The organism is Brachybacterium paraconglomeratum (assembly GCF_039541415.1).
Lineage (GTDB): Bacteria > Actinomycetota > Actinomycetes > Actinomycetales > Dermabacteraceae > Brachybacterium > Brachybacterium paraconglomeratum_A.
Window position 1 is genome coordinate 166,832 of the sequence record NZ_BAABGE010000004.1, and the last position, 24,571, is coordinate 191,402.

A 24,571-nucleotide genomic window follows, 5' to 3' on the forward strand; every position below is an offset into this window, starting at 1 on the left:
TCAGCGTCGGCGGTCGGGATCCGAGCGGTCGGTGATCAGCAGTTCGAGCGCCTCGGTGGTGGCCGGCGGCTCGAGGGCGCGCATCTCCATCGTCATCGGGCGGGGCCCGATCGCATCGCCGTCCGCGGCGACCACCAGGCTCGGCAGGAACTGCTTGGCCTCCGCGGCGCTGAGCCCGGTGGCCTGCAGCAGGTCGATCGCGAGGGAGCGCAGCTGGATCGTCAGGGTCACGCCCTCGAAGTGCCCGGCACGGCCCGGGCGCATCCCCTCATCGTTGCGCAGCAGCATCTCGGGGGAGAGGTAGGAGCAGAACAGGCGCAGCTTCCGCCGTGCTTCGGTGAAGTCGACCTCCTCGTGCGAGACAGCGTTGCTGAGCTCGAGCACTGCATCGCGGGCGGCCAGCAGCGCATCGGCGAGCCGTGAGTGGGCGTCGCCGCGCACCGCTTCGAGGAACTCCACCTCGCGCCGTGCGATCACGCGCATGTTCCGCATCGCCCGGTCGGAGCCCACCAGCAGATGCTGCAGCCGGTTCACGTCGTCGGCGTGGCGCAGCCCGGAGGGGGAGAAGGTCGCCATCTCGTTGGCGACGTCATTGGCGAGGGACCATTCGTCGGTGTACTTCTGGGAGACCCCGCGGAGGTTCTTCAGCGCCGCCTGTGCGACGCCGCGGTCGCCGCTGCGTGCAGAGAGTGCCAGGCTCACCAGCGTGTCCTCCAGCTCCCGGTAGAAGGAGGACGCCGCCCGGGACTGGAGCCGGCGAGGATCGCCGGAGAGCAGCAGATGGATGATGATCGCGACCACGACACCGGTGACGGCGTCCAGCGCTCGCCCACCGGGCGTCATGCCGGGGGTGACGGGCATGATCATCACCAGCAGCGACTGGATCGCCACTTGGAATCCGAAGAGGTTGCTGGAGTCGATGAATCGGGCCAGCATCCCGGCGCAGAACACCACGACCAGGATCTGCCAGGTCCCCGAGCCGACCACTGCCCGGGCGACCTCACCCAGCAGCACCCCGAGCATCACCCCGCAGGACATCTCGACGATCTTGCGCATCTTCTTCTCGATGCCGAAGCCGATGATGATGAAGGCGACGATCGAGGAGAAGAAGGGGTGCTCGTGATTCCAGAGGAAGCCGCTGACCAGGTACGCCAGGGCGGCTGCGGTCGCAGCGCGACCCACCGTGAGCACATCGGAGCGGCCGCGGGAGACTCCCTGGAGGAACCATCTGCTCACGGTCCCGCGGACCCGGTCGAGAATCGGCACCGCGGGCAGGGAGCCGGTGGGGGTGGCTGAGCGGGGAGCGCCGCCGGGGGCGTCGTTGCGAGGTGGCTGCGGGGTCATGCGGGCACCGGGTCCTGCAGCCGCATCTCGAGCAGCTCCTCGAGGCGGAAGGAGTCCCCGTCGCGACCGCCGCGGCCGACGATCAGCGGGGCAGAGCTCGGGGCCGGAGCGGCGCCGCGCAGCCGGGACCGCAGGCCGCCATCGACCCGCATGACGTAGTAGTGGCCGTCGGCATCGACCGCGAGGCTGCGATCCTTCTTGAGATACCAGCCCTCGAGTCCGGTGCGGAGGGTGCCGGCGCCCTGGAACGGGCGGGCTCGCAGCGAGACAGGCGGGATGCCGGCGGCATGGAAGCGGCCGACGGCCTCGCGGATCATCGCGGTGGCCTGTTCGTGCTCGAGCAGGCGGGCGGCCCGCATCGCCTGCTCCTTGACCTCGAACGCCTCACGGCGGTGCCGGCTCCAGTCCTGCTCGTCACCTTCAGCTCTCATGCCGCCCATTGTTCCAGCTGGGCGGCCTGTGCGCCGGGCTGCTGCGTAGAAGAGGGGTGGCGGAACCGTGAGGGCGTCGTGGAGGTGGCTCTTTTGTCGTGGAGGTGGCTCTTTCAGAGCTTGGCGGTGGCCGGACGGCCACCGTGTTCCCTGGGCAGCACGATCGGTTCCTGAGAGGCATCGATCCACACCCACGAGATCTCGCCGTCGGCGTCGCCCAGGGGGACCTGGACCGACAGCCCCGCATCCAGTGGGACGGCACGGCGCACCACTGCCAGGGCGATCGGGCCCAGATCGGCATGCAGAGCCGTCGAGGTGACGGTCCCGACGACCTTCCCCTCGGAGTCGCCGAGCCGGATCTCGCCGCCGGGCGCGGCAGGGAGATCCTGGGATCCGTCGAGGTGGAGCATGACCAGCCGGCGTGGCGGCTGGCCCAGGTTCAGGACCTTCGCGACCGTCTCCTGGCCGCGGTAGCAGCCCTTGGTGGTGTGCACGGTGGTGCGCAGCAGGTCCAGCTCATGGGGGATGGAGCGTTCGTCCACCTCGCGAGCGCCGCGGGCGCGGTGATCAGCGATCCGCAGCGCCTCCCAGGAGCTCATCCCGGCCAGGTGCGCGCTCTGCCAGGGCAGCTGCTCGATCGCGGCGGCCTCGAAGACGGTGAGGACGGCGCCCACCGGGTCCTCCGGATCGGGGCCGTAGGCCACACCGCCCGGGGCGATCTGCGGCCAGGGCTCGGACCAGACGGCGACGGGATCGGGCAGGCCCAGCTGGGGCAGCACTTCGGGGGCGGGGGAGAGGGCGCCGAGGATACGCAGATCGTCGCGGTCGGTCAGCTCCACCCGGGCCGCGAAGCGCATCATCTCCAGGTAGTGGCGGAGCCCTGCCCGGGCGCCGGGGTCGAGCACCAGCAGCACGGCGTCCTCCTCGAGCACCACGGCGGAGGCCAGGTGCTCGACGCGGCCCTGGGGGGACAGCACCGCGAGCGAGGAGGAGGAACCGACGGGGGTGCCGGTGAGGACCTGGGTGGTGACCGTGGTCATCCAGCTGCGGGCATCCGCGCCGCGGACCTCGAGCAGCTCGAAGTGACCGAGGTCGACCACTGCGGTCCCGTCCAGCAGGTGCCGCTGCTCGCGCAGGGGCGCCCCGTAGTGGGCGGGCACTCCCGCATCGGGACCTTCCCCGAGCACCGCACGGGTGCTCAGCAGGGGACGGATGACGCGGACAGGATCAGACACGGTGCAGCTCCAAGGAGAGATAGGGGGCCATCGAGGTTTCGCCGGGGGTGCCGCCTGGCACGGGGAGGCGACGCTCCCACAGCCACATCAGCTGGCCGCGCACGTACCCGAACATGCGGGTATCGGTGATCTCCCCGCCGGTGTCGCGGAGCGCCAGCTGGACCCGGGGGCCGCGAACCTCGCCGGCCCACGCCTCCGGGCTCTCGCCGCGGCGGGTGAGCCGGGCATCGAGCCGGTGGGACAGGAAGCTGGCGGGGGTGCCGGGCTTCGCAGCCTCGGAGACGGAGTGGTCCTGACCGGGCAGCAGCTCGCCGACGGTCCATGTCCCCTCCTCGCGGTGCAGGAGAGTGCGCTCCCCAGAGCCCTGTGCCACGGGCGCGGAGCCGGTGGGATCCTCCGCCTCGTCGCGGGCGAAGACGCTGGTGGGCGGCAGGGGAGCGGGCAGGTCGACGCGATGGATCAGCGAGCGCCACTGCAGGGTGCCGTCGGCGGCGGCCGTGCATTCCAGCTGCTGCTCGATGCGGGCGTCGGGGACGTCCTGATCAGGCTGCTGGATCGCGCCGCTGCCCTCCCAGCTGCCGATCAGCCAGGCGAGGGGGTACAGCGACTCGGGAAGTGAGGTGTCGAGCGTGATGGGCATCGGTGCCGCAGGTCGCTCAGCGGTTGAACAGTCGCGTGAGCACCAGGACGGCGAAGGCGAGCGTGCCGACGCCCACCAGGACGACGAGGGCGATGAAGAGCAGTGAGAGCGCGGACATGCTGCACAGTCTATCGCCCTGGAGGCTCAGAAGGAGGCAGCTGCGCACGGCATCACGGCCGGGCAGCGAAGCAGCATCTCGACCGGGTGCGGGCAGCTCCTGCGGAGGGCTCAGGCGAGCAGCAGCACCAGCAGATGGGCGACGACTCCGACGGTCGCCACCGGCACTGCCGCGACCGCGAGCGAGGGGACCGGCTCCTTCGCGACCAATGACGAGCCGACGAGCAGGTGGGCGCTGCTGGCCCCGATCGCGGTGACCAGTCCCGCACCGACTGCGAACAGCGGTGCGATTCCGGCCAGGGTGACCGCAAGCACCGCGGTGACTGCGGTCCCCACCAGTGTGGATACCAGGAAGCGCACGGCTGTGGGGAGCGGGGTCGTGTTCAGCAGCAGCGTGCCGGCGAGACCGGCGGAGATCGCCGTCACCAGCATGCCCGCATCTGCGGCGACTGCTCCGGTCTGGGCGATCACCCAGCAGGCGGCGATCCCGACCACGAACACCCCGGCGACCGTCCCGGTGAGCGACTCGGTGAGCTCTCGCCGCTCGGATCGCAGCATCTCGTGCACGAAGGAGGCGAACACTCCGGCCGCGCACACCATCACCACCCCGGAGATCGGCGTGAACCGTTCCGGAGCGAGCACGGTGACCAGTGCGCCGAGGATCCCGGTGCCGGCGACCACGAGACGGGTGCCGCCGGGGGAGGGCAGTTCGAGCAGTGTCGGCCAGGCCAGCCCGATCAGCAGGGAGAGCAACGCCACGGTCGCGGCCATCAGCGCGGGGGAGATCGTCCCAGTGAGCGAGACCACGCTCATCAGCAGCGCGAGGGCGGCACCCAGGGGAGCGCGCTCGGGAGCGGTCACAGGTCCTCCCAGGCAGTCGATTCCGGTCTCAGGTCACGCCGACGAGGGGTCCATGTCGGGCGCTACAGTGGCAGTCTACGAGTGCCCGCAGGTGGCGGCATACTCGTGCACCTCATCCGGCCGTCGGCTGGAGGAGAACAGCACTGCTGCACAGTCCCCGGAAGGACCCCATGATCATCACGGCCGCCCTGTCGGCGACCCAGCGAGATGCCGTCCGCGAACTGCTCGCGACGGTCTCGCAGCACGATGGCGTCTCTGCCCTCGACGAGGCGGCTCTGCTCGCGCTCGACGGCGACAGTGCACAGCACCTGATGCTCGAAGGGTCGGCTGAGGACGGGACTGCTGAGGGTGGGACTGCTGAGCAGGGGAATGCTGAGGATGGGACCGCTGGGCACGGCGCCCGGACAGCACTGTTCGCCTATGCGAGCGTGCTGGCCGATGGCACCGTCCAGGGCATGGTCCACCCCGCGCACCGGCGCCGCGGCCATGGCGCTGCCGTGCTGCGCGAGGCGCTCGATCTGCATGCTGACGCAGGGGTATGGGCGCATGGGGCGCTCGAGGGGTCCCTCGCCTTCCTCTCCGCCGCGGGCCTGCAGGAGACTCGTCGCCTGCTGACCCTGCACCGGAGCCTGGAGGCGACGCAGCCGCTGCCTGCGATCCCCGCCTCGGCCCTCGAGGGGCTGCGCCTGGCGAGCTTCGAGGCAGATCGTGACGCCGAACGCTGGGTCACCGTGAACTCCCGAGCCTTCGCCGGTCATCCCGAGCAGGGCGCGCTCACCCGTGCGGACCTCGACCAGCGGCTCGCCCAGCCGTGGTTCGACGCCGAGGACATGCTGGTCGCGCTGCGCGACGACGAGCTGGTCGGATTCGTCTGGGTCAAGCGTGAGCACCCCGGGGACCGCACCCAGGACGCCGAGATCTACGTGGTCGCCACCGATCCCTCGGTCCAGGGCCACGGCGTGGCGGGACTGCTGATGGCCACGAGCCTGGCGCGTCTGCAGGAGGACGGGGTCCCGGGCGTGGAGCTCTATGTCGAGGCCGACAACACCCCGGCGCTGCGGCTCTACGAGAATTGGGGCTTCACCGTCTCGGGCCGCGACGTGCAGATGCGCCCGGCAGAGAAGGCCTGATCGATGCTCGTCGCTCCCGGGAAGCCGCCTCCCGTGCTCGCCGCCGGTGCTCTCGCCTGGCGGGAGAAGGGCGACGGGGTGCAGGTGCTGCTGATCCACCGCCCCCGCTATGACGACTGGTCGATCCCCAAGGGGAAGCTGGACAAGGGGGAGACCTTCCCCGCCGCGGCGGTGCGCGAGGTCGCCGAGGAGACCGGATATCGGGTGCGCCTGCATCGGCCGCTCCCGGCCTCCGTGTACCTGCTGCCCGACGGCCGTACCAAGATCGTCCAGTACTGGACGGCCACCGTGAGGGCGAAGGTTGCTCCCGGCCCCAAGGACCGGGGCGAAGTCGATGACGTGCGCTGGGTGCCGCTCGACGAGGCGGAGCGGCTGGTCACCCGGCAGGGCGACCAGGTGCCGCTGGTGTCGCTGCGCCGTTTCCTGGAGGCCGACGAGCTGAAGACCGTGCCGATCATCATCCAGCGTCACGGCGCTGCCGTCTCGCGGGCGAAGTGGCGCAAGGGCGAGGAGGCACGGCCGCTGAACAGCAAGGGCAGGAAGCAGGCCCAGGCGCTGCCTGCGCTGCTGGACGCCTTCGACCCGGCCAGCGTGGTGAGCAGCCCCTGGCAGCGCTGCCTGGCCACCGTCGAGCCGCTGGCCAAGGTCGAAGGACTGAAGGTGCGGACCAAGGACCAGCTCACCGAGGCGGCGCACACCGCGCACCCCTCGCGCACCGCAGCGGTGATCGATCGGGTGCTGCGCGAGGCGCGTCCCACGGTGGTGTGCACCCATCGCCCGGTGCTGCCCACGGTGATCGAGTCGGTGCGGGCAGTCGCCCAGCAGGGCGCGGCGCTCGAGCTGCCGCGGGAGGACCCGTTCCTCGCCGCCGGGGAGGCGCTGCTGCTGCACACCACGTCCGGTGGCACGGTGGTCGCGATCGAGCGGCACCTGCCGAACATCGGATGACGAGCGCACCGAGCGCACTGAGCGTGCCGGGCGCACCGCGCGTGCCAGGCACGCCGAGCGCGAAGAGCATGACAGGCACGACGGATATGACAGTGGCGGACCAGGGGCCAGGGGAAGGGCACGAACAGAGATGAGCGCAGGCTACGGAGGCGGGCTGCCGGACTACACCGGCGCGACCGGGAGCGGATCCACCGGTGAGGGGCGCGGCGGAAGGTCCTCCTACGGCAGTGACCCGGATCCTTACTCCTCGGCAGGGGTGTCCTCGCAGGACCCGTATGCGGTGGGTGGCGGCGTCGACCCCTACGCAGCGGACCTGCATTTCGCGGGCTCGTCTGCGAGCGACCCGCTGGATGCCGACGGGTTCGGCCCCGTCTTCGGCGATTCCGCCCCGGCGCAGTCGGGCGGGTATTCCGTCGCCTCCTACGACCCCTCGCAGCAGTATCCGCCGCAGCAGTACGGGTCCCGCCCGTCCGGGCCTCCCGGATATGGGTCCTACACGCCTCCGCTGCCGAGCTCCGGAGCGGGGATCACCGGCTTCGTGCTGGGCCTGCTGTCGCTGACCATGTGCGCCGGGTTGACCGCGCCGATCGGCATCATCTTCGCCGCGATGGGAATGAAGGAGACGGGACCCCACGCGACGCACCGCAAGGGCGGCCGCGGCCTCACGATCGCCGGACTGGTGATGTCCCTGGTCGGCCTGATCCCGTTCCTGTTCCTCGTGCTCTACATCCTCTTTGTCATCATCGCAATCGGCGCCGGCGCCGCCTCGTCCGCCTGACTCGTCCCGCAGGCGCATGCAGTGACTGCCCACGGTGGGCCAAGGCACTGTCTGTCACCATGACGCGCAGTACTGTGACCTATCCGTATCCTGCTTCTGGCCTGCGGTTTCATGCTGTCCTGTGGGGAGTTCACCTGCTGTTCATGCGAGAGCGGGCGGCCCGTCATCTGTCCTCCTTAGCGTCCTCGCTGTCAGAACTTCCAGTAGGACAGCATCCGCGGGCCCCGGCCCCGAAAGGACTCGCAGTGAAGGTTCGCAAGAACAAGCTCGTCTCGCTCGCCGCACTCGGACTCGTCGGCGGCCTCGCGCTGACCGCTTGTGGCGGCGGCGCCGCAGAGGACACCAGCGGCAACGCCGGCTCCGACAACGGCGGCGCGGCAGCCAGCGGCGGCTACGCCGAGCTGACCGGCAACCTGGCCGGCTCCGGTGCGTCCTCCATGCAGAACGCCCAGAACGCGTGGACCGAGTCCTTCATGGGCCTCGTCGGCGCCGAGGGTGGCGACATCCAGGTCACCTACGATGCCACCGGCTCCGGCACCGGCCGCGAGCAGTTCCTCGCCGGTCAGGTGAAGTTCGCAGGCACCGACGCCGCTCTCGACGAGGAGGAGCTCGCAGCCTCCGCCGAGCAGTGCAACGGTGAGCAGGCCTTCAACCTCCCCGTCTACATCTCCCCGATCGCGGTCGTCTTCAAGCTGGACGGTGTCGAGGAGCTGAACCTCTCGCCCGAGGTCATCGGCGGGATCTTCGCCGAGACCATCACGAACTGGAATGATCCGGCGATCGCCGAGCTCAACCCTGATGCCACCCTGCCCGACCTGGCCATCGTCCCGGTCCACCGCTCGGACGACTCAGGCACCACCGAGAACTTCACCGAGTACCTCTCGGACAATGCTCCTGACGCATGGACCCATGGCCCGATCGAGACCTGGCCCATCGACGGCGGCCAGTCCGGTGACGGCACCTCCGGTCTGATCTCCGCGGTCGAGGGTGGCAACGGCACCATCGGCTACGCCGACGCCTCGCAGGCCGGCAACCTCGGCACCGCCGCCATCCAGGTCGGCGAGGAGTTCGTCCCCTTCAGCTCCGATGCTGCGGCGAAGTCCGTGGATGTCTCCCCGCGCGAGGAAGGCCGCGCCGAGAACGACATCGTCGTGGACCTGGACCGCACCACCGCCGAGGAGGGCGTCTACCCGATCGTCCTTATCTCCTACCTCGCGCTGTGCGGCTCGTACGCCGACTCTGCCGAGGGCGAGGCCGTCAAGGCCTACGCTTCATACGTCATCTCCGAGGACGGCCAGGCCGTCGGCGAGCAGAACGCCGGCTCCGCACCGATCTCCGAGGAGCTGCGTACCGAGGCTCAGGCAGCGATCGACGGCATCACCGTCGGCTGATCAGCCCTGCACAACGGTGTGCCGCCGGGACCCTCGTGGCCCGGCGGCACCCGTGACTCGGCACTCTGCGCCCCTGCACCACCTGCACTGCACCACCTGCACTGCACCACCTGCATTGCCCCACCTGCATTGCCCCACCCGCCCGTGAGCTCTGAGGAAGGCCCCAATGAGCACCACTGATGTCGAATCGGGATCAGCGACCGCACCACCTGCGTCCATGAAGACCAGTGGTCGGCGCATCGGCGACTCGGTCTTCTCCTACCTGAGCATCGGCTCGGGCGTCCTCATCTTCATCACCCTCGCGGCTGTGGCGATCTTCCTCACCACCGAGTCGATGCCGGCGATCATCGCGAGCCAGGAGTTCTCGGGCACCGCGGAGTTCTCCCTCATCAAGACCGCGTTGCCGCTGATCTTCGGCACCGTGCTCGCCTCCGGGATCGCTCTGCTCATCGCGATCCCGATCTCCATCGGCATCGCCCTGTTCATCTCCCACTTCGCGCCGCGACGCATGGCATCGGGCCTGGGCTACATGATTGACCTGCTGGCCGCGGTGCCGTCGGTGGTCTACGGGCTCTGGGGCGGGCTCTGGCTGGTTCCCAAGATGGAGCCCCTGTACGTCTTCCTCAACACCTACTTCGGCTGGATCCCGCTGTTCGCGGGTGATCCCACCGCACCGATGCGCAACCTCGCCTCCGCCTCGATCGTGCTCGCGGTGATGGTCCTGCCGATCATCACCGCGGTCTCCCGCGAGGTGTTCCTGCAGACACCGCGCCTGCAGGAAGAGGCCGCGCTCGCGCTCGGCGCGACCCGCTGGGAGACCATCAGGACCGTCGTGCTCCCCTTCGGACGCGGCGGAGTCGTCGCCGCCTCGATGCTCGGGCTCGGCCGCGCGCTCGGCGAGACCATGGCCGTGCTCATGATCCTGGCTCCGGGGGCGACGTTCTCGCTCCACATCCTGGAGGTGGGTCGCCACAACTCGATCGCCGCCAACATCGCCTCCAAGCAGGCGGAGGCCTCCGGGGTGGACATGTCCCTGCTCGTCTTCACCGGTCTGGTGCTGTTCGTGCTGACGTTCATCATCAACGCGCTCGCTCGGTGGATCGTCGCCCGCAGCGGTCCCAAGAGCTGAGAGGTCACCATGAGCTCCTCCACTTCCGTGCAGACCCCCCTCTCGGTCCGATCGACCGACGAACGCCGGCTGCCCTGGTACCACCTGGTCTTCACCGGCCTCGCCGGACTGCTGGTCGCGGTCGCAGTGCTGTCCATCGTCGACGCGCTCTCGGTCGCCAGCGCGATCCTGCTCGGCTTCGTGCTGCACCTGCTGTTCGGCTGGACCTATTCGCTGGTGCGGGAAGGACCGCGGTGGGCGATGGATCGCCTGATGACGCTGCTGGTCATCGGCGCCTTCGCAGTCTCGATGTTCCCGCTGCTCTCGCTGCTCTGGGCGGTCGTCAGCAAGGGCATGACCCGCGTCCTCGCGGCTAAGCCCGATGTCTTCTCCTTCTGGACGACGGACATGTCCGGGATCATCGGCGGCGCCGATGCGGGCGGCGTCCTCCACGCCACCGTCGGCACCCTGCTGATCACCCTGTGGGCCTCGATCATCTCGATCCCCGTCGGCCTGTTCACCGCGATCTTCCTGGTCGAGTACGCCGACCAGGGCTGGAAGCGCACCCTGGGCAAGGGCGTCACCTTCCTGGTCGACGTCATGACCGGCATCCCCTCGATCGTCGCGGGCCTGTTCGGTCTGGCGGTGTTCATCGCCTTCATGCCGGACCAGAGCGTGCGGATGGGCTTCATGGGTGCGGTCGCCCTGTCCCTGCTGATGATCCCCACCGTGGTGCGTAACAGCGAGGAGATGCTGCGCCTGGTCCCGATGGATCTGCGCGAGGCCGCCTACGCCCTCGGCGTGCCGAAGTGGCTCACGATCGTCAAGGTCGTGCTGCGCACCGCGATCGCTGGTCTGACCACCGGCATCACCCTCGCCATCGCCCGCGTGATCGGCGAGACCGCCCCGCTGCTGCTTACTGTCGGCATGGTCACCTCCGTGAACTGGAATATGTTCGACGGACGCATGGCGACCCTGCCCACCTTCATCAACCAGCAGTACCGCAACGGCAACGCGAACTGCATGAGCGATACGGTGACCAACCCGGTCAACCAGGAGATCTACGCCTGCTCGGTCTCCACGAACATCGATCGAGCCTGGGCTGCGGCCTTCACCCTGATCGTCATCGTGATGGTGCTCAACATCGCCGCCCGCATGATCAGCCACTACTTCTCCCCGAAGCTCAGTCGCTGAGCTCTCGCCCTACGCGAAAGGACACCTGATGGCAGCCCCCCAGCCCATCAACGTCGAGGACCTCAACATCTACTACAGCGACTTCCTCGCTGTGGAGGGCGTCAACGTCCAGATCCGCCCCCGTTCGGTGACTGCTCTGATCGGTCCCTCCGGCTGTGGCAAGTCGACCTTCCTGCGCACCCTGAACCGGATGCACGAGGTGATCCCGGGCGCCTACGCGGAGGGCAAGGTCGAGATCAACGGCGAGGACATCTACGACTCCCGGGTCGACCCGGTCAACGTGCGCCGCCGAGTGGGCATGGTGTTCCAGAAGGCGAACCCCTTCCCGACCATGTCGATCCGCGACAACGTGCTGGCCGGCGTGAAGCTGAACAACCGCCGGATCTCCCGCACCGCCGCCGATGAGCTCGCCGAGCGGGCGCTCAAGGGCGCGAACCTCTGGAACGAGGTCAAGGACCGCCTCGATAAGCCCGGGATGGGCCTCTCCGGCGGCCAGCAGCAGCGCCTGTGCATCGCCCGCACCATCGCGGTGCAGCCCGAGGTGGTGCTGATGGATGAGCCCTGCTCGGCACTGGACCCGATCTCGACTCTCGCGATCGAGGACCTGATCCATGAGCTGAAGCAGGAGTACACGATCGTGATCGTGACTCACAACATGCAGCAGGCCTCCCGCGTCTCGGACCGCACCGGCTTCTTCAACATCGCCGGCACCGGCAAGCCCGGGCACCTCATCGAGATCGACGACACCGACACGATCTTCACCAACCCCACGAACAAGCAGACCGAGGACTACATCTCCGGCCGCTTCGGCTGACCAGGGGCGCCCGGCCCGCGCGGCGTCCGCTCCCAGTACTCCGCTCCCAGTACTTCGACGATTCTGCGCTGAGGACCGATCCGCCGCCGCGGGATAGGTCCTCAGCGCAGAATCGTGAGGGTGTGGGTGTGGGTGTGGGTGTGGGTGTGGGTGCGGGTGGGGGAGTGGGGCGGCAGAGCTGGCTCGTCTGCGACCACGGTCTGACGTCGGCCCCGGGATATCGATCCCGGGGCCGATGTGCGTCTCGAGGCGCGGCGCAGATGCTGGGGGACATGAACATCGCCCCCGCTGATACCCGCTCCGTTCTCACGACCGGCCCCGCATCGTCGCCGATGCGTCCCTCCCCGGTGCTCTCCGCCCGCAGTCTGCTCCAGAGCTACGGCACCGGCGGCACGACCACGCGGGCGCTGGACGGGGTGGATCTCGATATCGCCCGCGCCGACTCGCTCGCGGTGATGGGCCCTTCCGGTTGCGGCAAGACGACTCTGCTGCACATCCTCGCCGGCATCCTCACCCCCACCTCCGGCACGGTCCATCACGACGGCACCGACCTCGCCACCCTCGGCGACCGCCGCCGCACCCGGCTGCGCCGCAGCGATTTCGGCTTCGTCTTCCAGGACGGCCAGCTGCTGCCCGAGCTCACCGCGCTCGAGAACGTGATCCTCCCGCGCATGCTCGGCGGCACCTCGCGCCGCGCCGCGACCGCCGAGGCGGCCTCCTGGCTGGACCGCCTGGGCCTGTCCGGGATGCATGACCGCCGCCCCGGCCAGCTCTCGGGTGGGCAGGCCCAGCGCGTCGCCATCGCCCGGGCGCTCGCCGGCCGGCCATCGGTGGTCTTCGCCGACGAGCCCACCGGTGCGCTGGACCAGGCCACCGGCCAGTCCGTGCTGCAGATCCTGGTGGACTCCTGCCGGGAGACCGGGGCGGCACTGGTGATGGTCACCCACGACGCGAAGGTCGCCGCCGCCTGCCGCCGCACCGTCACCATGCAGGACGGGCGCATCGCCCAGGAGTTCCTGCGCCCCGACGCAGCGGCTGAGCCCACCGGAACGCACCAGCCTGCCGGAACGCGCCGGCCCGCCGGAATGCACCAGCCCGCCGGAACGCACGGAACCATCGGAACGCACGGACCTGCCGAGGCGACCCGATGAGCGCTCTGCTCGCCTCCGCCCCGCTGCTGCTGCGACGCCGCGGCGCCCTCGCCGACATCCTGCCCGTGATCGCCTTCGCCGCCGCCACCGCGATCACCGCGACGGTGCTCGGCGGCTCCGCAGCCTTCGTCGGCCGGATCCCTGCGGGAGAGGTCCCGATGACCGGTGAGGCATCGGTCATGCCGTTCCTCGCCATCTGCGCGCTGATCGCCTCCGTGCTGCTGGTGCCCAGCGCCGTCGGGCTCGGCGGCTCCGCCGCGCGGCTGTCCCTGGCCCGCCGCGAGCAGGACCTCGCCGCCATCCGCCTGGTCGGGGGGACCAGCGGGCAGGTCGGCTCGGTCGCGGTGCTCGACGTCGCCGCCCAGTCGCTGCTGGGAGCGGTCCTCGGCCTCGGAGCCCATGTGGCGGTGACGCCGGCCCTGACCCGCCTCGACTTCGGTATCGCCCCGTTCACCCTTGGCGATCTGCTGCTGCCGGTGTGGTCCTATCCGGTGCTGGTGGTAGCGCTCGTGCTGATCGCAGCCGGCTCTGCAGCGGTGTCCCTCGCCGGGGTCGTGCTCAGCCCGCTGGGCGTGGCCCGCGACTCGCGGGTGATGCGCCTGTCCGTGCTGCGCGTCGTGCTCTGGGCCGTGCTGATCGTGGGATTCGTGGCATTCATGAACGTCGGCGGAATGCTGCTGGGAGAAGCGGGCACCGGGATCATGATCGCGATCATGGTCCTGTTCATCGCCGCGATCGTCGCCGGGATCAACGTGGTGGGCCCCTTCATCGTGTGGGTCACCGCGCTGGCGCTCGCGAAGACCGCCCCCACCCCCTCGCTGCTGGTCGGGGCTCGACGCCTGGCCGGTGATCCGCGGGCCGGCTGGAGAGCCGTCTCCGGGATCACCTTCGCCCTGGTCATCGCCGGGTTCCTGACCATGATGGCCACCTTCGGCGAAGCCACCAATCCCGAGGAGGCGATGATGTTCACCGCCATGACCACCGGCGGTCTGCTCACCCTGGGGATCGCCGCGGTGCTCGCCGCGGTCAGTACGGGAGTCTCCCAGACCGCCCGGGTCATCGACCAGGCCCCGCGCCTGCGCGCCCAGCACATCGCCGGCGCAGAGGTGGGCCAGCTGCACCGCGCCCGGCTCGCCGAGATCGCCGTGCCCGTGGGCCTCAGCTCGATCATCGCGACCGGCACCGCGCTGCTGGTGCTGACCACCTTCCTCGGCGGCGCACCGAGCGACCCGATGATGGCCGTGCAATACCTGGCCAGCGTGCTCGGCGCCTATGCCCTGGTGATCGCCGCAGTGCTGGTGGGCTCCCCGCTGGTGAAGCGGTACGCGACGCGCGCCGCCTGAGCCGCGGCATCAGAGCCGAGCTCCATGCCGCCGACGGACGACCGGCCCCTTCCCGGGTCGGTCGTCCGTCGGCTCACCCGCCGGCCCGCACCGGTCGCCAGTCGGCCGTTAGGCTGGACCCATGAACTTCGAGACCGTCGCCCCGAACGCCGTCCCCGAGGGCGCACCCCTCATCGATGTGCGCGAGCAGAACGAATGGGATGCGGGCCATGCCGCGACCGCCCAGCACCTGCCGGCCAGCACGCTGATGGAGAACCTCGACCAGCTGCCCGAGACCGATGACCCGCTGTACATCGTGTGCCGCAGCGGCGGCCGCAGCTTCCAGGTCGCCCAGTGGCTGAACGGCAACGGCTTCGAGGCGATCAACGTCGCCGGCGGGATGGACATGTGGTTCGAGTCCGGGCTGCCGATCGTCTCCGACGGCGAGGGCGAGGCGTACGTCCTCTGAGGTCCCGAGCCGCTGAGGCCCCCGCCGCGGCGCAGCGGCTCTGGGCAGCACCGCGGCGCAGCCTCAGGTGGAGATGACGTCCTGCAGCAGGGCGTAGCCCACGAAGGCGAACACATCCAGCAGGGTGTGCACGATGACCAGCGGCATCGTGCGCCGGGTGCGGCGGTACCACTCGCCGAACACCAGCCCCATCACCAGGTTCGCGAGCCCCGGGCCCACCCCCTGATAGGTGTGATAGGCCCCGCGCACCACGGCGGAGACGACGATGATCCGCCGCGCGGACCAGCCGAGCTTCTCGAGCCGCGGGAACAGATAGCCCACCATGATCACCTCCTCCAGCACCGCGTTCTTCACCGCGTGCAGGACCAGCACCGGCAGGGTCCACCAGTGGGTGTCCAGCGTCGCGGGGATCACCTCGACCGTCGCCCCCAGCAGCCGGCCCAGGTAGTAGATCGCCAGGCCCGGCACCCCGATCGCCGCGGTGAGCAGCACGCCGTGCAGCAGGTCCCGCAGCGAGCGCGCGAAGTCCATGCCCAGGTCCTGGAGCGCTTGCCGCAGCGAGCCGGCGGTGAGCGTCAGCAGCAGCACCACCAGTGCGACCGGCGCCAGGGTGAAGGTGATCGAGAGCAGCTGGTAGAGCAGATCCAGCCAGGCGTTCTCCCTCAGTGAGCTGTTCAGCGCAGTGGACTGCCCGGACAGCGGCCCGGCCGCGAGGGCCTGGGCGAGCGCGAGCAGGGAGTAGACGGCGCTCTGTCCCAGCGACAGGGCGAGCACGATCAGCACTTCGGCGCGCAGCCAGGCCCGGCTCGGGATCTTCGATTCCACCGGGTCATCGTCTCACCCGCTCCGCAGCGAGAGGGCCGACGGGAAGGGCCCGCATGCGATTCTCTGCTGCGGCCCGCCGTGCCAGACTCGGGGCATGACCTCACCTGCTGTGCTGATCACCGGAGCGACCCGCGGCATCGGCCGTGCCGTCGCCGACGAGCTCGCCGCCGACCACCACCTGCTCCTCGGGGGCCGCGACCAGGCTGCGCTCGAGCAGCTCGCCGCGACCTACCCCTCGGCCGAACCCTTCGCCGCCGAGCTCACCGACGCCCCCGCACTCGAGCGGGCAGTGTCAGGGCTCGAGCTCCCTCACGGGCTCGCCGGCGTGGTCCATTCGGCGGGGATCCTGGTCAGCGGCCGCATCGAGCAGCTCAGCGCCGAGGAGTGGACGCAGTCCTTCGCGATCAACGTGGTCGCGGTCGCCGAGCTGACCCGCCTGCTGCTTCCCGCGCTGCGCACCGCCCGCGGCACCGTGGTGACGATCAACTCCGGCTCGGGCTTCACCGCCGGAGTCGGCGGCGGGGCCTACAGCGCCTCGAAGTTCGCACTGCGGGCGCTGAGCGACTCGCTGCGCGCCGAGGAGCGCGAGCACGGGGTGCGGGTCACCTCGCTCCACCCCGGACGGGTCGCCACCGACATGCAGCGCCAGCTGCGCGCCTTCGAGGGCGGCGAGTTCCGCGCCGAGGACTATCTGGAGCCAGCTACGGTCGCCGCGACCGTGGGCCTCGCCCTGCGCCTGCCGGCGGAGGCGAGCTTGGACACCCTCTCGGTGCGCCCGCGCTGAGTGCACGGGCCGGGCGGGGTGCACGGGCTCGGGGCCGACGGGAGCGGGCCCGGCCTGAATGGCCGGGCCCGCTCCGGAGTGCTCAGGCCCGGACGTCGTCCAGGTGCTCGACCAGCTGCGCGGCGTAGCCGACGTAGGTGTGCGGGCTCAGTGCCAGCAGACGCTCCTGCTCCGCTGCCGGCAGGCCCAGCGACTCGATGAACTCGCGCATGCCCGCCCCGTCCACTCGGTGGCCGCGGGTGAGGTCCTTCAGCCGCTCGTAGGGGTTGTCGAGCCCCGGCACGCCCTGCACGCCGAGGGTGCGCATGACGGACTGCACGGCTTCGCCGAGCACCTCCCAGTTCACGTCGAGATCCGCTGCCATCGCGTCCGCATCCACATCCAGGCCAGCGAGGCCCTTGCGGAGGTTCGCGATCGCCAGCAGCGAATGCCCGAGCGCCGGGCCGATGTTCCGCTGGGTGGTGGAGTCTGTGAGGTCGCGCTGCAGGCGGGTGGTGACCAGGGTCTGGGAGAGCGAGTCCAGCAGTGCGCCGGAGATCTCGAGGTTCGCCTCGGCGTTCTCGAAGCGGATCGGGTTCACCTTGTGGGGCATGGTCGAGGAGCCGGTGCCGCCCTGGGCCGAGAGCCGCTGACGGAAGTAGCCCATCGAGATGTAGGTCCACACGTCGGTGGCGAGGTTGTGCAGGATCCGGCCGGCGCGCGCCACATCGGCGTAGATCTCGGCCTGCCAGTCATGGGACTCGATCTGGGTGGTCAGAGGGTTCCAGGTCAGCCCCAGGTGCTCCACGAAGCTGCGGGAGACCTGCTGCCAGTCCGCAGTGGGCACCGAGACGGCGTGCGCGGCGTAGGTGCCGGTCGCCCCGTTGATCTTGCCGAGGACCTCATCGGCGGCGATCCGGCGCTCCTGGCGACCCAGCCGGTAGGCGAACACCGCGATCTCCTTGCCGAGCGTGGTGGGGGTCGCGGGCTGGCCGTGGGTGCGCGAGAGCATCGGCACCTCGGCAGCAGCCTTCGAGAGGGCGGTGAGGTCCGCGATCACCTCGCGCAGCGCCGGCAGCCACACCTGCTGCACCGCACCCTGGACCATCAGGGCGTAGGAGAGGTTGTTGACGTCCTCGCTGGTGCAGTAGATGTGCACCACCTCGGCGAGCGGCTCGAGGGAGGTGCCGGCCAGGCGGTGCTTGATGTAGTACTCGATCGCCTTGACGTCGTGGACGGTCTCCCGCTCGATCTCGGCGTGCTCGGCGATGCCCTCGGCGCCGAAGTCCTCGGGGATGGTGCGCAGCAGCGCCCGCTCCTCCTCGGTGAGGGTGCGCAGGCCCGGGATCACCTGCTGATCGAGCAGGTGGATCATCCACTCGGTCTCCACCACCAGGCGCGAGCGATTCAGCGCCGCCTCGGAGAGGTGGTCGACCAGCGGTGCGACCTGTGCGCGGTAGCGGCCGTCGAGCGGGGTCAGGGCGATCTGCGGGGTGATGTCCGCGAAGGAGTGAGCCATGGGGAACATTCTCCCAGATCCGACGGTCCGACCGACGGGCGCGCCGCCGAACGGACTGCTCAGGTGCTTCGCGTCATGGTCAGGCGAGCGGGATCCTCACTCGCCGGCCGAACGGCTGAGGTCACCGCGCTCGTTGCGGATCCCGGTGACCCCTTCGACGATCGCGGAGAGGATCCCGATGATCACGCCCGCTCCGAGCGCCCACCAGAAGCTGTCGAAGGTCAGGGTCAGCCCCGCCAGGCCCGAGACCCAGCTCGCCAGCAGCAGCATCAGCGTGTTGATGACCAGCTGGAACAGGCCGAGCGTCAGGCAGGTGATGGGGAAGGTGAGGAAGGACAGGATGGGGCGGATGATCGTGTTGATCAATGCCAGGATCAGGGCGATCGCGCCGATGGTGAGGACCTGGGTGAGCACGGTGGCGCTGTCGTCGCCCAGGTGCATGCCGGGCAGGATGAGAGCGGTGACCCACAGCGCGAGGCCGGTGACGATGATGTGTCCGAGAAATCGCATGGCTCCATTGTCCTCGCTGTCCCGGGGGACCGCATCGGGGCTATCCCTACTTCTGCTGTTCCCTACTCCTGCTGTTCCGTACTCGTGCTGTTCCCGACAGCGTTCCGGCTGCGTCCCGGACATCGCACCCCGTCGGTCCTCATGCGGCATACGCTGGCGACATGTCCGACCAGCCCCTGGAGAACGTCCGCCTGCGCCCGACGCTCGAGACCCTGCCCGCCTACGTCCCTGGCAAGCCCGCGGCCGACGACGGCATGACGCGCTACAAGGTCTCCTCGAACGAATCACCCTTCCCGCCGGTCGATGCGGTGCGGGATGCGGTGGTCGCCTCCCTCGACGGTGCCCACCGGTATCCGGATGCGAGCGCGCTGGAGCTGCGCGCCGCGCTCGGGGAGAAGCACGGCGTCGACCCTTCCCAGATCGCGCTGTCCACCGGCTCGGTCGCGGTCTCCGGCGATCTGGTGCGTGCCGTCGTGGGCGAGGGGGACGAGGTCGTCTTCGCCTGGCGCTCCTTCGAGGCCTACCCGATCCTCGTCGGCTCCCACGGCGGTGTCTCGGTGCCGGTGCCGGTCACCGCGAGCGGTGAGCACGACCTGGAGGCGATGGCCGCGGCGATCACCGACCGCACCCGCCTGGTGGTGCTGTGCACCCCGAACAACCCCACCGGTCCGTCGCTCTCGACCGAGCAGGTCGAGGAGTTCCTCGCCCAGGTCCCGGATCACGTGGTGGTCGCGCTCGATGAGGCCTATCGCGAGTTCCACGATCCCGCCACGGTGCTCGGCACCGCCGGGATCTTCCGCCGTCACGGCAACGTGGTGCTGCTGCGCACCTTCTCCAAGCTGCAGGGTCTGGCTGGCCTGCGGATCGGCTACGCGGTTGCCCACCCTCGGCTCGCCCGGGCACTGAGCCAGGTCACCGTGCCCTTCGGGGCGAGCGTCCCCGCGCAGGCCGCGGCGCTCGCGAGCCTCCATCCCGAGGTGCAGGAGGAGCTCGCGCGTCGCGCCGAATGGATCCGCTCCGAGCGCTCCCGGGTGCTGGCCGCGCTCGCCGCCCAGGGCTGGGCGCTGCCTGCCAGTCAGGGCAACTTCGTGTACTTCCCGCTCGGGAAGGACTCCCCGGCCTTCGCCGAGTTCGCCGACGCGCGCGGTCTCGCGCTGAGGGCCTACGGCATCGAGGGCGTGCGCGCCACCATCGCCGAGCAGGAGGCCAACGACCTGCTGGTGGAGATCGCCGGCGCCTGGCGCGAGCGCTGAGGTCGGCGCCCGGCGCAAGGGCTGAAACGAGCCAGGTGCGGGTGGACCCGGTCCCCGCCATCGCCGGGTCGATGGGGGCTGCCGAGCCCCGCTCAGCCGCTCAGCAGAGTTGATCGACGAACGCTTCCATATTCTGGAAGATTTCGTCGATCAACCCGGTGGGATCTCGGTGAGGGCTCGATGGGAGCCGGTGGTGGACCCGGTGGTGGATCGTCGCTGGTCCTGGAGAGCTGGGCGTTGCGGAGGGGCCGTTCCGCTCAGCGCACGACCTCGTCGGCCTCCCCGCGCATCCCGATCCGCTCGGCCACGAAGTCGATGTCCTTGTCGCCCCGGCCGGAGAGGTTCACCAGCAGGTGTGACCCGGCGGGCAGCGAGGGGGCGATGCGGATCGCGTGCGCCAGCGCATGCGCGGACTCGAGCGCGGGGATGATGCCCTCGGTGCGACTGAGCTGCTGGAAAGCCTCCAGCACCGCCTCATCGCCCTCCTTGACGTATTCGACCCGGCCCAGCCGGTTCAGGTGTACGTGCTGCGGGCCCACGCCCGGGTAGTCCAGGCCGGAGGCGATCGACTGGACCTCCGCAGCCTCCCCGTCAGCGTTCTGCAGCACCAGGGTGTCCATCCCGTGCAGCATCCCCGGGGTTCCGAAGGTCATGGTCGCCGCATGCTGACCGGGCTCATCGCCCTGGCCGCCGGGCTCGACCCCGATCAGGCGCACCTCCCGATCCTCGAGGAAGCCGGTGAAGGCGCCCATCGCGTTCGAGCCGCCGCCCACCGAGGCGATCACCGCCTCTGGCAGCTGGCCGTGGGCGGCGAGGAACTGGGCCCGCGCCTCGCGCCCCACCACGGACTGGAAGTCGCGCACCATGTCGGGGAAGGGCGCCGGGCCCACGACCGAGCCGATCGCGAAGAGGTACTGCTCCGGATCCGCCGCATAGACGGCGAACGCCGAGTCCACGGCCTCCTTGAGGGTCTGCTGACCGACCTCGACGGAGACCACCTTCGCGCCCAGCAGCCGCATCCGCACCACGTTCGGACGCTGCTTGGCGACGTCCACCGCACCCATGTGGATCTCGCACTCGAGCCCCACCAGGGCGGCGGCGGTCGCGAGCGCGACCCCATGCTGACCGGCGCCGGTCTCGGCGATCAGGGTGCGCTTGCCCATCCGCTTCGCGAGCAGCGCCTCGCCGATGGTGTGGTTGATCTTGTGCGCGCCGGTGTGGTTCAGGTCCTCGCGCTTGAGGTGGATGCGGGCGCCACCGAGGGCGTCGGAGAGGCGGTCCGCGCTCGAGATCGGGGAGGGGCGGCCCACGACGTCACGCAGCAGGCGCGAGTACTCGGCGTAGAACTCCGGATCGTGGCGTGCTTCCTCATAGGCCGCGGCGACCTCCGCCATCGGGCCCACCAGCGGCGGCGGCAGGACAGCGCCGCCGAACTCGCCGAAGCGGCCGCCGGTGTTCCCGGCGAATTCGGGGGAGTGGGTGAGGGCCGTGGCCTCGGCGAGGGTGCGAGGTTCGGTCGCCGACGGGGCGGGAATTCCCGAGGAGGAGATGTCCGACGATGCCGTGGACGGGGCGGTGCTGGTCATGAGGGTCCTTAGAGGTACGGGCCCGTCGCGGGCTGCTCCATTGCAGGAAGAAGCCGCCCGGCAGCGGGCGGCTTCTGTGTCAGCGCATGCGACAGGGGACCGCCCTCAGGCGGTCCACCAGCTGCTTGTCGCGATGCGCATGGCACGGAGGATAGCCCGCGTCCGCACGGCCACGATCCATGGTCCGACCTGTGGATCACCGGCCGGTGGATCTCCGGCTCGTGCACCGCGAGCGCCTCGGGTGCGGATCACCCGGGTGCGGGTCAGGAGCGTCGCCGATGGCATGGGGCGGCCATCACTACCGCAGGAGCGCCTCTCACCGATAGCCTCGGGGGTGGTCGGGACCCAGCCACTGCGGGACGGGCGCCCGAGGCGTCCTGTCCGACTGCCCGACGCCCCACCCCGACCACTGTGAAGGACCCTTCATGAGCACGCCCACCGCACCCCGCACCGCCCTCGGCGGGCCCCGTGCCTATGTGGTGTGGATCGCTGCCGTGATGGCCTATTCGATCGCGGTGCTGCAGCGCACCACCATGGGAGTCTCCGGCCTCGAGGCCACCGAACGCTTCGGTGCCTCCGCCACGATCGTCTCCACCTTCGTCGTCCTCCAGCTCGCCGTCTACGCGATCTGCCAGATCCCCGCCGGGGTGCTGCTGGACCGCTACGGCTCCCGCGTCACCCTGATCGCCGGGGCCCTGCTGATGGGTGGCGGTCAGCTGCTGATGGCGCAGACCGAGACCGTCGGCAGCGCGATGATCGCCCGGATCATCCTCGGTGCCGGCGACGCGCTGACCTTCTCGAGCGCGATCCGCCTGGTCCCGGCCTGGTTCCCGCCGAGCCGGGTACCGCTGCTCACCCAGCTCACCGGCATCCTCGGCCAGGTCGGGCAGATCGCCTCGGCGGTGCCCTTCGTGGCGCTTCTGACCGTTGCCGGCTGGGGCACCGCCTTCACGTCGGCCGCCTCCCTCAGTGCCGTGGCGGCACTGCTGGTGCTGCTCGTGGTGCGCGCGACCCCGGCGGGGGTGCCCCGCCCGCGGGTGAAGCAGGATCTGCGCCGGATCCCGCAGGTGCTGGTGCGGATCATCCGCCACCCCTCCACCCAGCTGGGGTTCTTCACGCACTTCACCGCCGGCTTCACGGGGATCGCGTTCTCCATGATGTGGGGATATCCGTATCTCACCGCGGGGGAGGGGCTCAGCCGGCCCGCCGCCTCGGCGGTGATGACGGTGCTGGTGGTGATCGCGATCATTGCCGGGCCGGTCATCGGCTCGCTCACCCAACGTCACCCGCTGCGCCGTTCCACCCTGGTGCTGGTGATCGTGGCCAGCATCGGGGTGCCGCTGCTGGCGCTCGTGCTCTGGCCCGGTCCGGCGCCGATCTGGCTGTTGATCCTGCTGGTCGCCGGCTTCTCGATCGGTGGGCCGGCCAGCAGCGTCGGCTTCGACTTCCCGCGCACGGATATGGCCCGGCACCGGCTCGGCACCGCCACCGGAGTGGTGATCATGGGCGGCTTCATCGGCGGTCTGATCTCGATCCTGCTGATCGGCGTGGTGCTGGACCTGCTGCGGCCCGACGGGAACTACGACCTCGAGGCCTTCCGGCTCGCCTTCGCCGTGCAGCTGCCGATGCTCGCGATCGGGGTGGCCGGGATGCTGATCACGCGCCGCAACCTGCGCCGCAGGATGGCTGCGCGCGGCCAGGAGGTGCCGCTGTGGCGCGATGTCTGGCGCTCGGGGCGCTGGCGCCAGCTCTGATTTCGCCTGGCATCCGCTGAGGGCTTGCCGCACCCCCGTGACCTGACGTAGCGTTCCTCCCGTCACTTACTTTCAAGGAGGAATAATGTCATTCACGCTGGGTATCGTCGGCATCGGTCAGTTCGGCTCTCACTTCGCGGAGCTCTTCGCCGCCCATCCCGAGATCGACGCGCTCTACGCCGTCGATGCCGTGCCTGAGCGGATCGACGCGGTCGAAGCACGCGGGGTCACCTTCGCGAAGCGATTCGACACCCTCGAGGACCTGCTGGCCTCCGATGTCGATGCGGTCGCGATCTTCACCCAGCGCTGGACTCACGGCGAGCATGCCCTGGCCGCCCTGCGCGCCGGCAAGCACGTCTACTCCGCCGTGCCGATGGCGATCAAGGAGGAAGAGATCCGAGCGATCACCGAAGAGGTGCAGCGCACGGGCCTGGTCTACATGATGGGCGAGACCAGCCAGTACAACGCCGCCGTGGTGCTGGCCCGCCGGATCCACCGCAGTGGCGCCTTCGGTGAGGTGTTCTACGCCGAGGGCGACTACGTCCACGACATGGACCTCGGCTTCTATGACGCCTACAAGTATTCCGGCGGTGAGAACTGGAAGGCCACGGCGTCCTATCCGCCGCTGCTGTACCCCACCCACTCCATCGGCGGGATCCTCGGCGTGATCGGTGAGCGGCACGCGACCTCCGTCTCGGCGCTCGGCCGGCCCGACACCCGCGGCGACGGAGTGTTCGACAAGGACGTCTCGATGTTCGGCAACGACGTCAGCAACGCCTTCGCCCTGTTCGGGATGGACAACGGCGGCGCCTTCCGCACCAACGAGCTGCGCCGCGTGGGCTACCCCAGCCACAAGCGCGAATCCCGCTTCCGCTTCTTCGGCGAGGACTCCTCCTTCGAAGAGACCATCGATGTCACCTACTGGCACGACAAGAAGCGCGTGCTGGACGTGACCGAGCAGATCGCCACCGGCGCGACCATGAGTCTGGACGACCCGCGCCTGGCGGACGTCTCCCCGGCCCTGCGCGACGCCTTCGTCGCGGGCGCCGCCCCCGCCCACCACCAGGAGCGTCTGCCGAAGGAGTTCCAGGGCCTGCCCAACGGGCACGAGGGCGCCCACCACTTCCTGGTCGACGACTTCGCCCGCGCCGTGGCCGACGGCATGCAGCCGATGGTCAACGCCTGGCAGGCCGCCCGCTACACCCTGCCCGGCGTCATCGCCCACCAGTCGATGAACCAGGCCGGCGAGCGGCTCGAGATCCGCGACCTCGGCGACTGCCCGCTGCCGGTCCAGGACCTCGATGCGGACCAGGAGCCGATCGACCTCGAAGCGCTCTACGCCGCCCAGGAAGCGGCGAAGGGCACCGTCGCGGAGTGACGTGATGACGCCGTGAGCGCGGGCCGGACACCGAGTGGTGTCCGGCCCGC

The 24,571-nt window shown here is 70.0% G+C and carries 23 protein-coding genes; 14 read left to right on the forward strand and 9 right to left on the reverse strand.

The window, feature by feature from the left end; genetic code table 11:
- The 5 genes from ABD893_RS05285 to ABD893_RS05305 all read right to left on the reverse strand — a co-directional run bounded on the left by ABD893_RS05285 (position 1) and on the right by ABD893_RS05305 (position 4,628).
- On the reverse strand, positions 1-1,344 hold the full coding sequence (locus ABD893_RS05285; RefSeq protein WP_345076504.1) for an FUSC family protein: 1,344 nt from the start codon (positions 1,342-1,344) through the stop codon (positions 1-3).
- The gene (locus tag ABD893_RS05290; RefSeq protein WP_345076505.1) at positions 1,341-1,775 is read right to left on the reverse strand and encodes a hypothetical protein; all 435 of its coding nucleotides are present in this window, start codon (positions 1,773-1,775) and stop codon (positions 1,341-1,343) included. Before ABD893_RS05290 ends, ABD893_RS05285 begins: the two co-directional genes overlap by 4 nt.
- A gap of 113 nt (positions 1,776-1,888) precedes the next feature.
- Positions 1,889-3,010: a CAF17-like 4Fe-4S cluster assembly/insertion protein YgfZ gene (gene ygfZ / locus ABD893_RS05295; RefSeq protein ID WP_345076506.1), complete on the reverse strand. Its 1,122-nt coding sequence runs from the start codon at positions 3,008-3,010 to the stop codon at positions 1,889-1,891.
- Positions 3,003-3,650 carry a heme-binding beta-barrel domain-containing protein gene (locus ABD893_RS05300; protein ID WP_345076507.1) on the reverse strand — a complete coding sequence of 216 codons (648 nt, stop codon included), beginning with the start codon at positions 3,648-3,650 and terminating at the stop codon, positions 3,003-3,005. The genes ygfZ and ABD893_RS05300 overlap by 8 nt, the downstream gene beginning before the upstream one ends.
- 228 nt (positions 3,651-3,878) lie before the next feature.
- Positions 3,879-4,628 (reverse strand): hypothetical protein, encoded by a 750-nt coding sequence (locus tag ABD893_RS05305; protein WP_345076508.1) that lies wholly within the window; start codon positions 4,626-4,628, stop codon positions 3,879-3,881.
- Positions 4,629-4,798: 170 nt separating this feature from the next.
- Here ABD893_RS05305 and mshD point away from each other — a divergent pair, with 170 nt between their 5' ends.
- The 10 genes from mshD (at position 4,799) to ABD893_RS05355 (ending at position 14,933) form a co-directional block, all read left to right on the forward strand.
- Positions 4,799-5,758, forward strand: coding sequence for a mycothiol synthase (gene mshD / locus ABD893_RS05310; RefSeq protein ID WP_345076509.1), 960 nt, complete (start codon positions 4,799-4,801; stop codon positions 5,756-5,758).
- 3 nt (positions 5,759-5,761) lie between these two features.
- Positions 5,762-6,706: an NUDIX hydrolase gene (locus ABD893_RS05315; protein WP_345076510.1), complete on the forward strand. Its 945-nt coding sequence runs from the start codon at positions 5,762-5,764 to the stop codon at positions 6,704-6,706.
- A gap of 130 nt (positions 6,707-6,836) precedes the next feature.
- Positions 6,837-7,484, forward strand: coding sequence for a DUF4190 domain-containing protein (locus ABD893_RS05320; RefSeq protein ID WP_345076511.1), 648 nt, complete (start codon positions 6,837-6,839; stop codon positions 7,482-7,484).
- Between the two features lie 245 nt (positions 7,485-7,729).
- The gene (locus ABD893_RS05325) at positions 7,730-8,875 is read left to right on the forward strand and encodes a phosphate ABC transporter substrate-binding protein PstS (RefSeq protein ID WP_345076512.1); all 1,146 of its coding nucleotides are present in this window, start codon (positions 7,730-7,732) and stop codon (positions 8,873-8,875) included.
- 166 nt (positions 8,876-9,041) lie between these two features.
- Entirely contained in the window at positions 9,042-10,004 is a 963-nt protein-coding gene (pstC, locus tag ABD893_RS05330) for a phosphate ABC transporter permease subunit PstC (protein ID WP_345076513.1), read from the forward strand.
- 9 nt (positions 10,005-10,013) lie between these two features.
- Complete coding sequence (pstA, locus tag ABD893_RS05335) at positions 10,014-11,177, forward strand: phosphate ABC transporter permease PstA (RefSeq protein ID WP_345076514.1); 1,164 nt, start codon at positions 10,014-10,016, stop codon at positions 11,175-11,177.
- Positions 11,178-11,205: 28 nt separating this feature from the next.
- Positions 11,206-11,991: a phosphate ABC transporter ATP-binding protein PstB gene (pstB, locus tag ABD893_RS05340; RefSeq protein ID WP_345076515.1), complete on the forward strand. Its 786-nt coding sequence runs from the start codon at positions 11,206-11,208 to the stop codon at positions 11,989-11,991.
- A gap of 272 nt (positions 11,992-12,263) precedes the next feature.
- Positions 12,264-13,142 carry an ABC transporter ATP-binding protein gene (locus tag ABD893_RS05345; RefSeq protein ID WP_425548344.1) on the forward strand — a complete coding sequence of 293 codons (879 nt, stop codon included), beginning with the start codon at positions 12,264-12,266 and terminating at the stop codon, positions 13,140-13,142.
- The gene (locus tag ABD893_RS05350; protein ID WP_345076516.1) at positions 13,139-14,485 is read left to right on the forward strand and encodes an FtsX-like permease family protein; all 1,347 of its coding nucleotides are present in this window, start codon (positions 13,139-13,141) and stop codon (positions 14,483-14,485) included. The genes ABD893_RS05345 and ABD893_RS05350 overlap by 4 nt, the downstream gene beginning before the upstream one ends.
- Positions 14,486-14,606: 121 nt before the next feature.
- On the forward strand, positions 14,607-14,933 hold the full coding sequence (locus tag ABD893_RS05355; protein ID WP_345076517.1) for a rhodanese-like domain-containing protein: 327 nt from the start codon (positions 14,607-14,609) through the stop codon (positions 14,931-14,933).
- Positions 14,934-14,996: 63 nt separating this feature from the next.
- On the opposite strand, the gene ABD893_RS05360 is transcribed toward ABD893_RS05355, so the two are convergent.
- A complete protein-coding gene (locus ABD893_RS05360) occupies positions 14,997-15,758 on the reverse strand; it encodes a CPBP family intramembrane glutamic endopeptidase (protein ID WP_345076519.1) in 762 nt (253 codons plus the stop codon).
- A 94-nt stretch (positions 15,759-15,852) separates the two neighbouring features.
- Here ABD893_RS05360 and ABD893_RS05365 point away from each other — a divergent pair, with 94 nt between their 5' ends.
- On the forward strand, positions 15,853-16,542 hold the full coding sequence (locus tag ABD893_RS05365; RefSeq protein WP_345076521.1) for an SDR family oxidoreductase: 690 nt from the start codon (positions 15,853-15,855) through the stop codon (positions 16,540-16,542).
- An 82-nt stretch (positions 16,543-16,624) separates the two neighbouring features.
- Here the strand turns inward: ABD893_RS05365 and purB are convergent, their stop codons facing one another.
- On the reverse strand, positions 16,625-18,040 hold the full coding sequence (purB, locus tag ABD893_RS05370; protein WP_345076523.1) for an adenylosuccinate lyase: 1,416 nt from the start codon (positions 18,038-18,040) through the stop codon (positions 16,625-16,627).
- Positions 18,041-18,136: 96 nt separating this feature from the next.
- The gene (locus tag ABD893_RS05375; RefSeq protein ID WP_345076525.1) at positions 18,137-18,550 is read right to left on the reverse strand and encodes a phage holin family protein; all 414 of its coding nucleotides are present in this window, start codon (positions 18,548-18,550) and stop codon (positions 18,137-18,139) included.
- Between the two features lie 161 nt (positions 18,551-18,711).
- Between ABD893_RS05375 and ABD893_RS05380 the strand changes: the two genes are divergently transcribed.
- Entirely contained in the window at positions 18,712-19,803 is a 1,092-nt protein-coding gene (locus tag ABD893_RS05380) for a histidinol-phosphate transaminase (protein WP_345076527.1), read from the forward strand.
- Between the two features lie 257 nt (positions 19,804-20,060).
- On the opposite strand, the gene trpB is transcribed toward ABD893_RS05380, so the two are convergent.
- Entirely contained in the window at positions 20,061-21,389 is a 1,329-nt protein-coding gene (gene trpB, locus ABD893_RS05385) for a tryptophan synthase subunit beta (protein WP_345076529.1), read from the reverse strand.
- Positions 21,390-21,814: 425 nt separating this feature from the next.
- Here trpB and ABD893_RS05390 point away from each other — a divergent pair, with 425 nt between their 5' ends.
- Both ABD893_RS05390 and ABD893_RS05395 read left to right on the forward strand, forming a co-directional pair.
- Positions 21,815-23,143, forward strand: a complete 1,329-nt coding sequence (locus ABD893_RS05390) for an MFS transporter (RefSeq protein ID WP_345076531.1) — start codon at positions 21,815-21,817, stop codon at positions 23,141-23,143.
- An 85-nt stretch (positions 23,144-23,228) separates the two neighbouring features.
- Positions 23,229-24,521, forward strand: a complete 1,293-nt coding sequence (locus ABD893_RS05395) for a Gfo/Idh/MocA family protein (protein WP_345076533.1) — start codon at positions 23,229-23,231, stop codon at positions 24,519-24,521.
- Positions 24,522-24,571 lie beyond the last annotated feature (50 nt).

Bases quoted from the DNA above. Each gene is read 5' to 3' on its own strand.
- ABD893_RS05285 (WP_345076504.1), bottom strand. From the start codon at position 1,344: ATGACCCCGCAGCCACCTCGCAACGACGCCCCCGGCGGCGCTCCCCGC.
- ABD893_RS05290 (WP_345076505.1), bottom strand. From the start codon at position 1,775: ATGAGAGCTGAAGGTGACGAGCAGGACTGGAGCCGGCACCGCCGTGAG.
- ABD893_RS05300 (WP_345076507.1), bottom strand. From the start codon at position 3,650: ATGCCCATCACGCTCGACACCTCACTTCCCGAGTCGCTGTACCCCCTC.
- mshD (WP_345076509.1), top strand. From the start codon at position 4,799: ATGATCATCACGGCCGCCCTGTCGGCGACCCAGCGAGATGCCGTCCGC.
- ABD893_RS05315 (WP_345076510.1), top strand. From the start codon at position 5,762: ATGCTCGTCGCTCCCGGGAAGCCGCCTCCCGTGCTCGCCGCCGGTGCT.
- ABD893_RS05320 (WP_345076511.1), top strand. From the start codon at position 6,837: ATGAGCGCAGGCTACGGAGGCGGGCTGCCGGACTACACCGGCGCGACC.
- pstC (WP_345076513.1), top strand. From the start codon at position 9,042: ATGAGCACCACTGATGTCGAATCGGGATCAGCGACCGCACCACCTGCG.
- pstA (WP_345076514.1), top strand. From the start codon at position 10,014: ATGAGCTCCTCCACTTCCGTGCAGACCCCCCTCTCGGTCCGATCGACC.
- pstB (WP_345076515.1), top strand. From the start codon at position 11,206: ATGGCAGCCCCCCAGCCCATCAACGTCGAGGACCTCAACATCTACTAC.
- ABD893_RS05345 (WP_425548344.1), top strand. From the start codon at position 12,264: ATGAACATCGCCCCCGCTGATACCCGCTCCGTTCTCACGACCGGCCCC.
- ABD893_RS05350 (WP_345076516.1), top strand. From the start codon at position 13,139: ATGAGCGCTCTGCTCGCCTCCGCCCCGCTGCTGCTGCGACGCCGCGGC.
- ABD893_RS05355 (WP_345076517.1), top strand. From the start codon at position 14,607: ATGAACTTCGAGACCGTCGCCCCGAACGCCGTCCCCGAGGGCGCACCC.
- ABD893_RS05365 (WP_345076521.1), top strand. From the start codon at position 15,853: ATGACCTCACCTGCTGTGCTGATCACCGGAGCGACCCGCGGCATCGGC.
- purB (WP_345076523.1), bottom strand. From the start codon at position 18,040: ATGGCTCACTCCTTCGCGGACATCACCCCGCAGATCGCCCTGACCCCG.
- ABD893_RS05375 (WP_345076525.1), bottom strand. From the start codon at position 18,550: ATGCGATTTCTCGGACACATCATCGTCACCGGCCTCGCGCTGTGGGTC.
- ABD893_RS05380 (WP_345076527.1), top strand. From the start codon at position 18,712: ATGTCCGACCAGCCCCTGGAGAACGTCCGCCTGCGCCCGACGCTCGAG.
- trpB (WP_345076529.1), bottom strand. From the start codon at position 21,389: ATGACCAGCACCGCCCCGTCCACGGCATCGTCGGACATCTCCTCCTCG.
- ABD893_RS05390 (WP_345076531.1), top strand. From the start codon at position 21,815: ATGAGCACGCCCACCGCACCCCGCACCGCCCTCGGCGGGCCCCGTGCC.
- ABD893_RS05395 (WP_345076533.1), top strand. From the start codon at position 23,229: ATGTCATTCACGCTGGGTATCGTCGGCATCGGTCAGTTCGGCTCTCAC.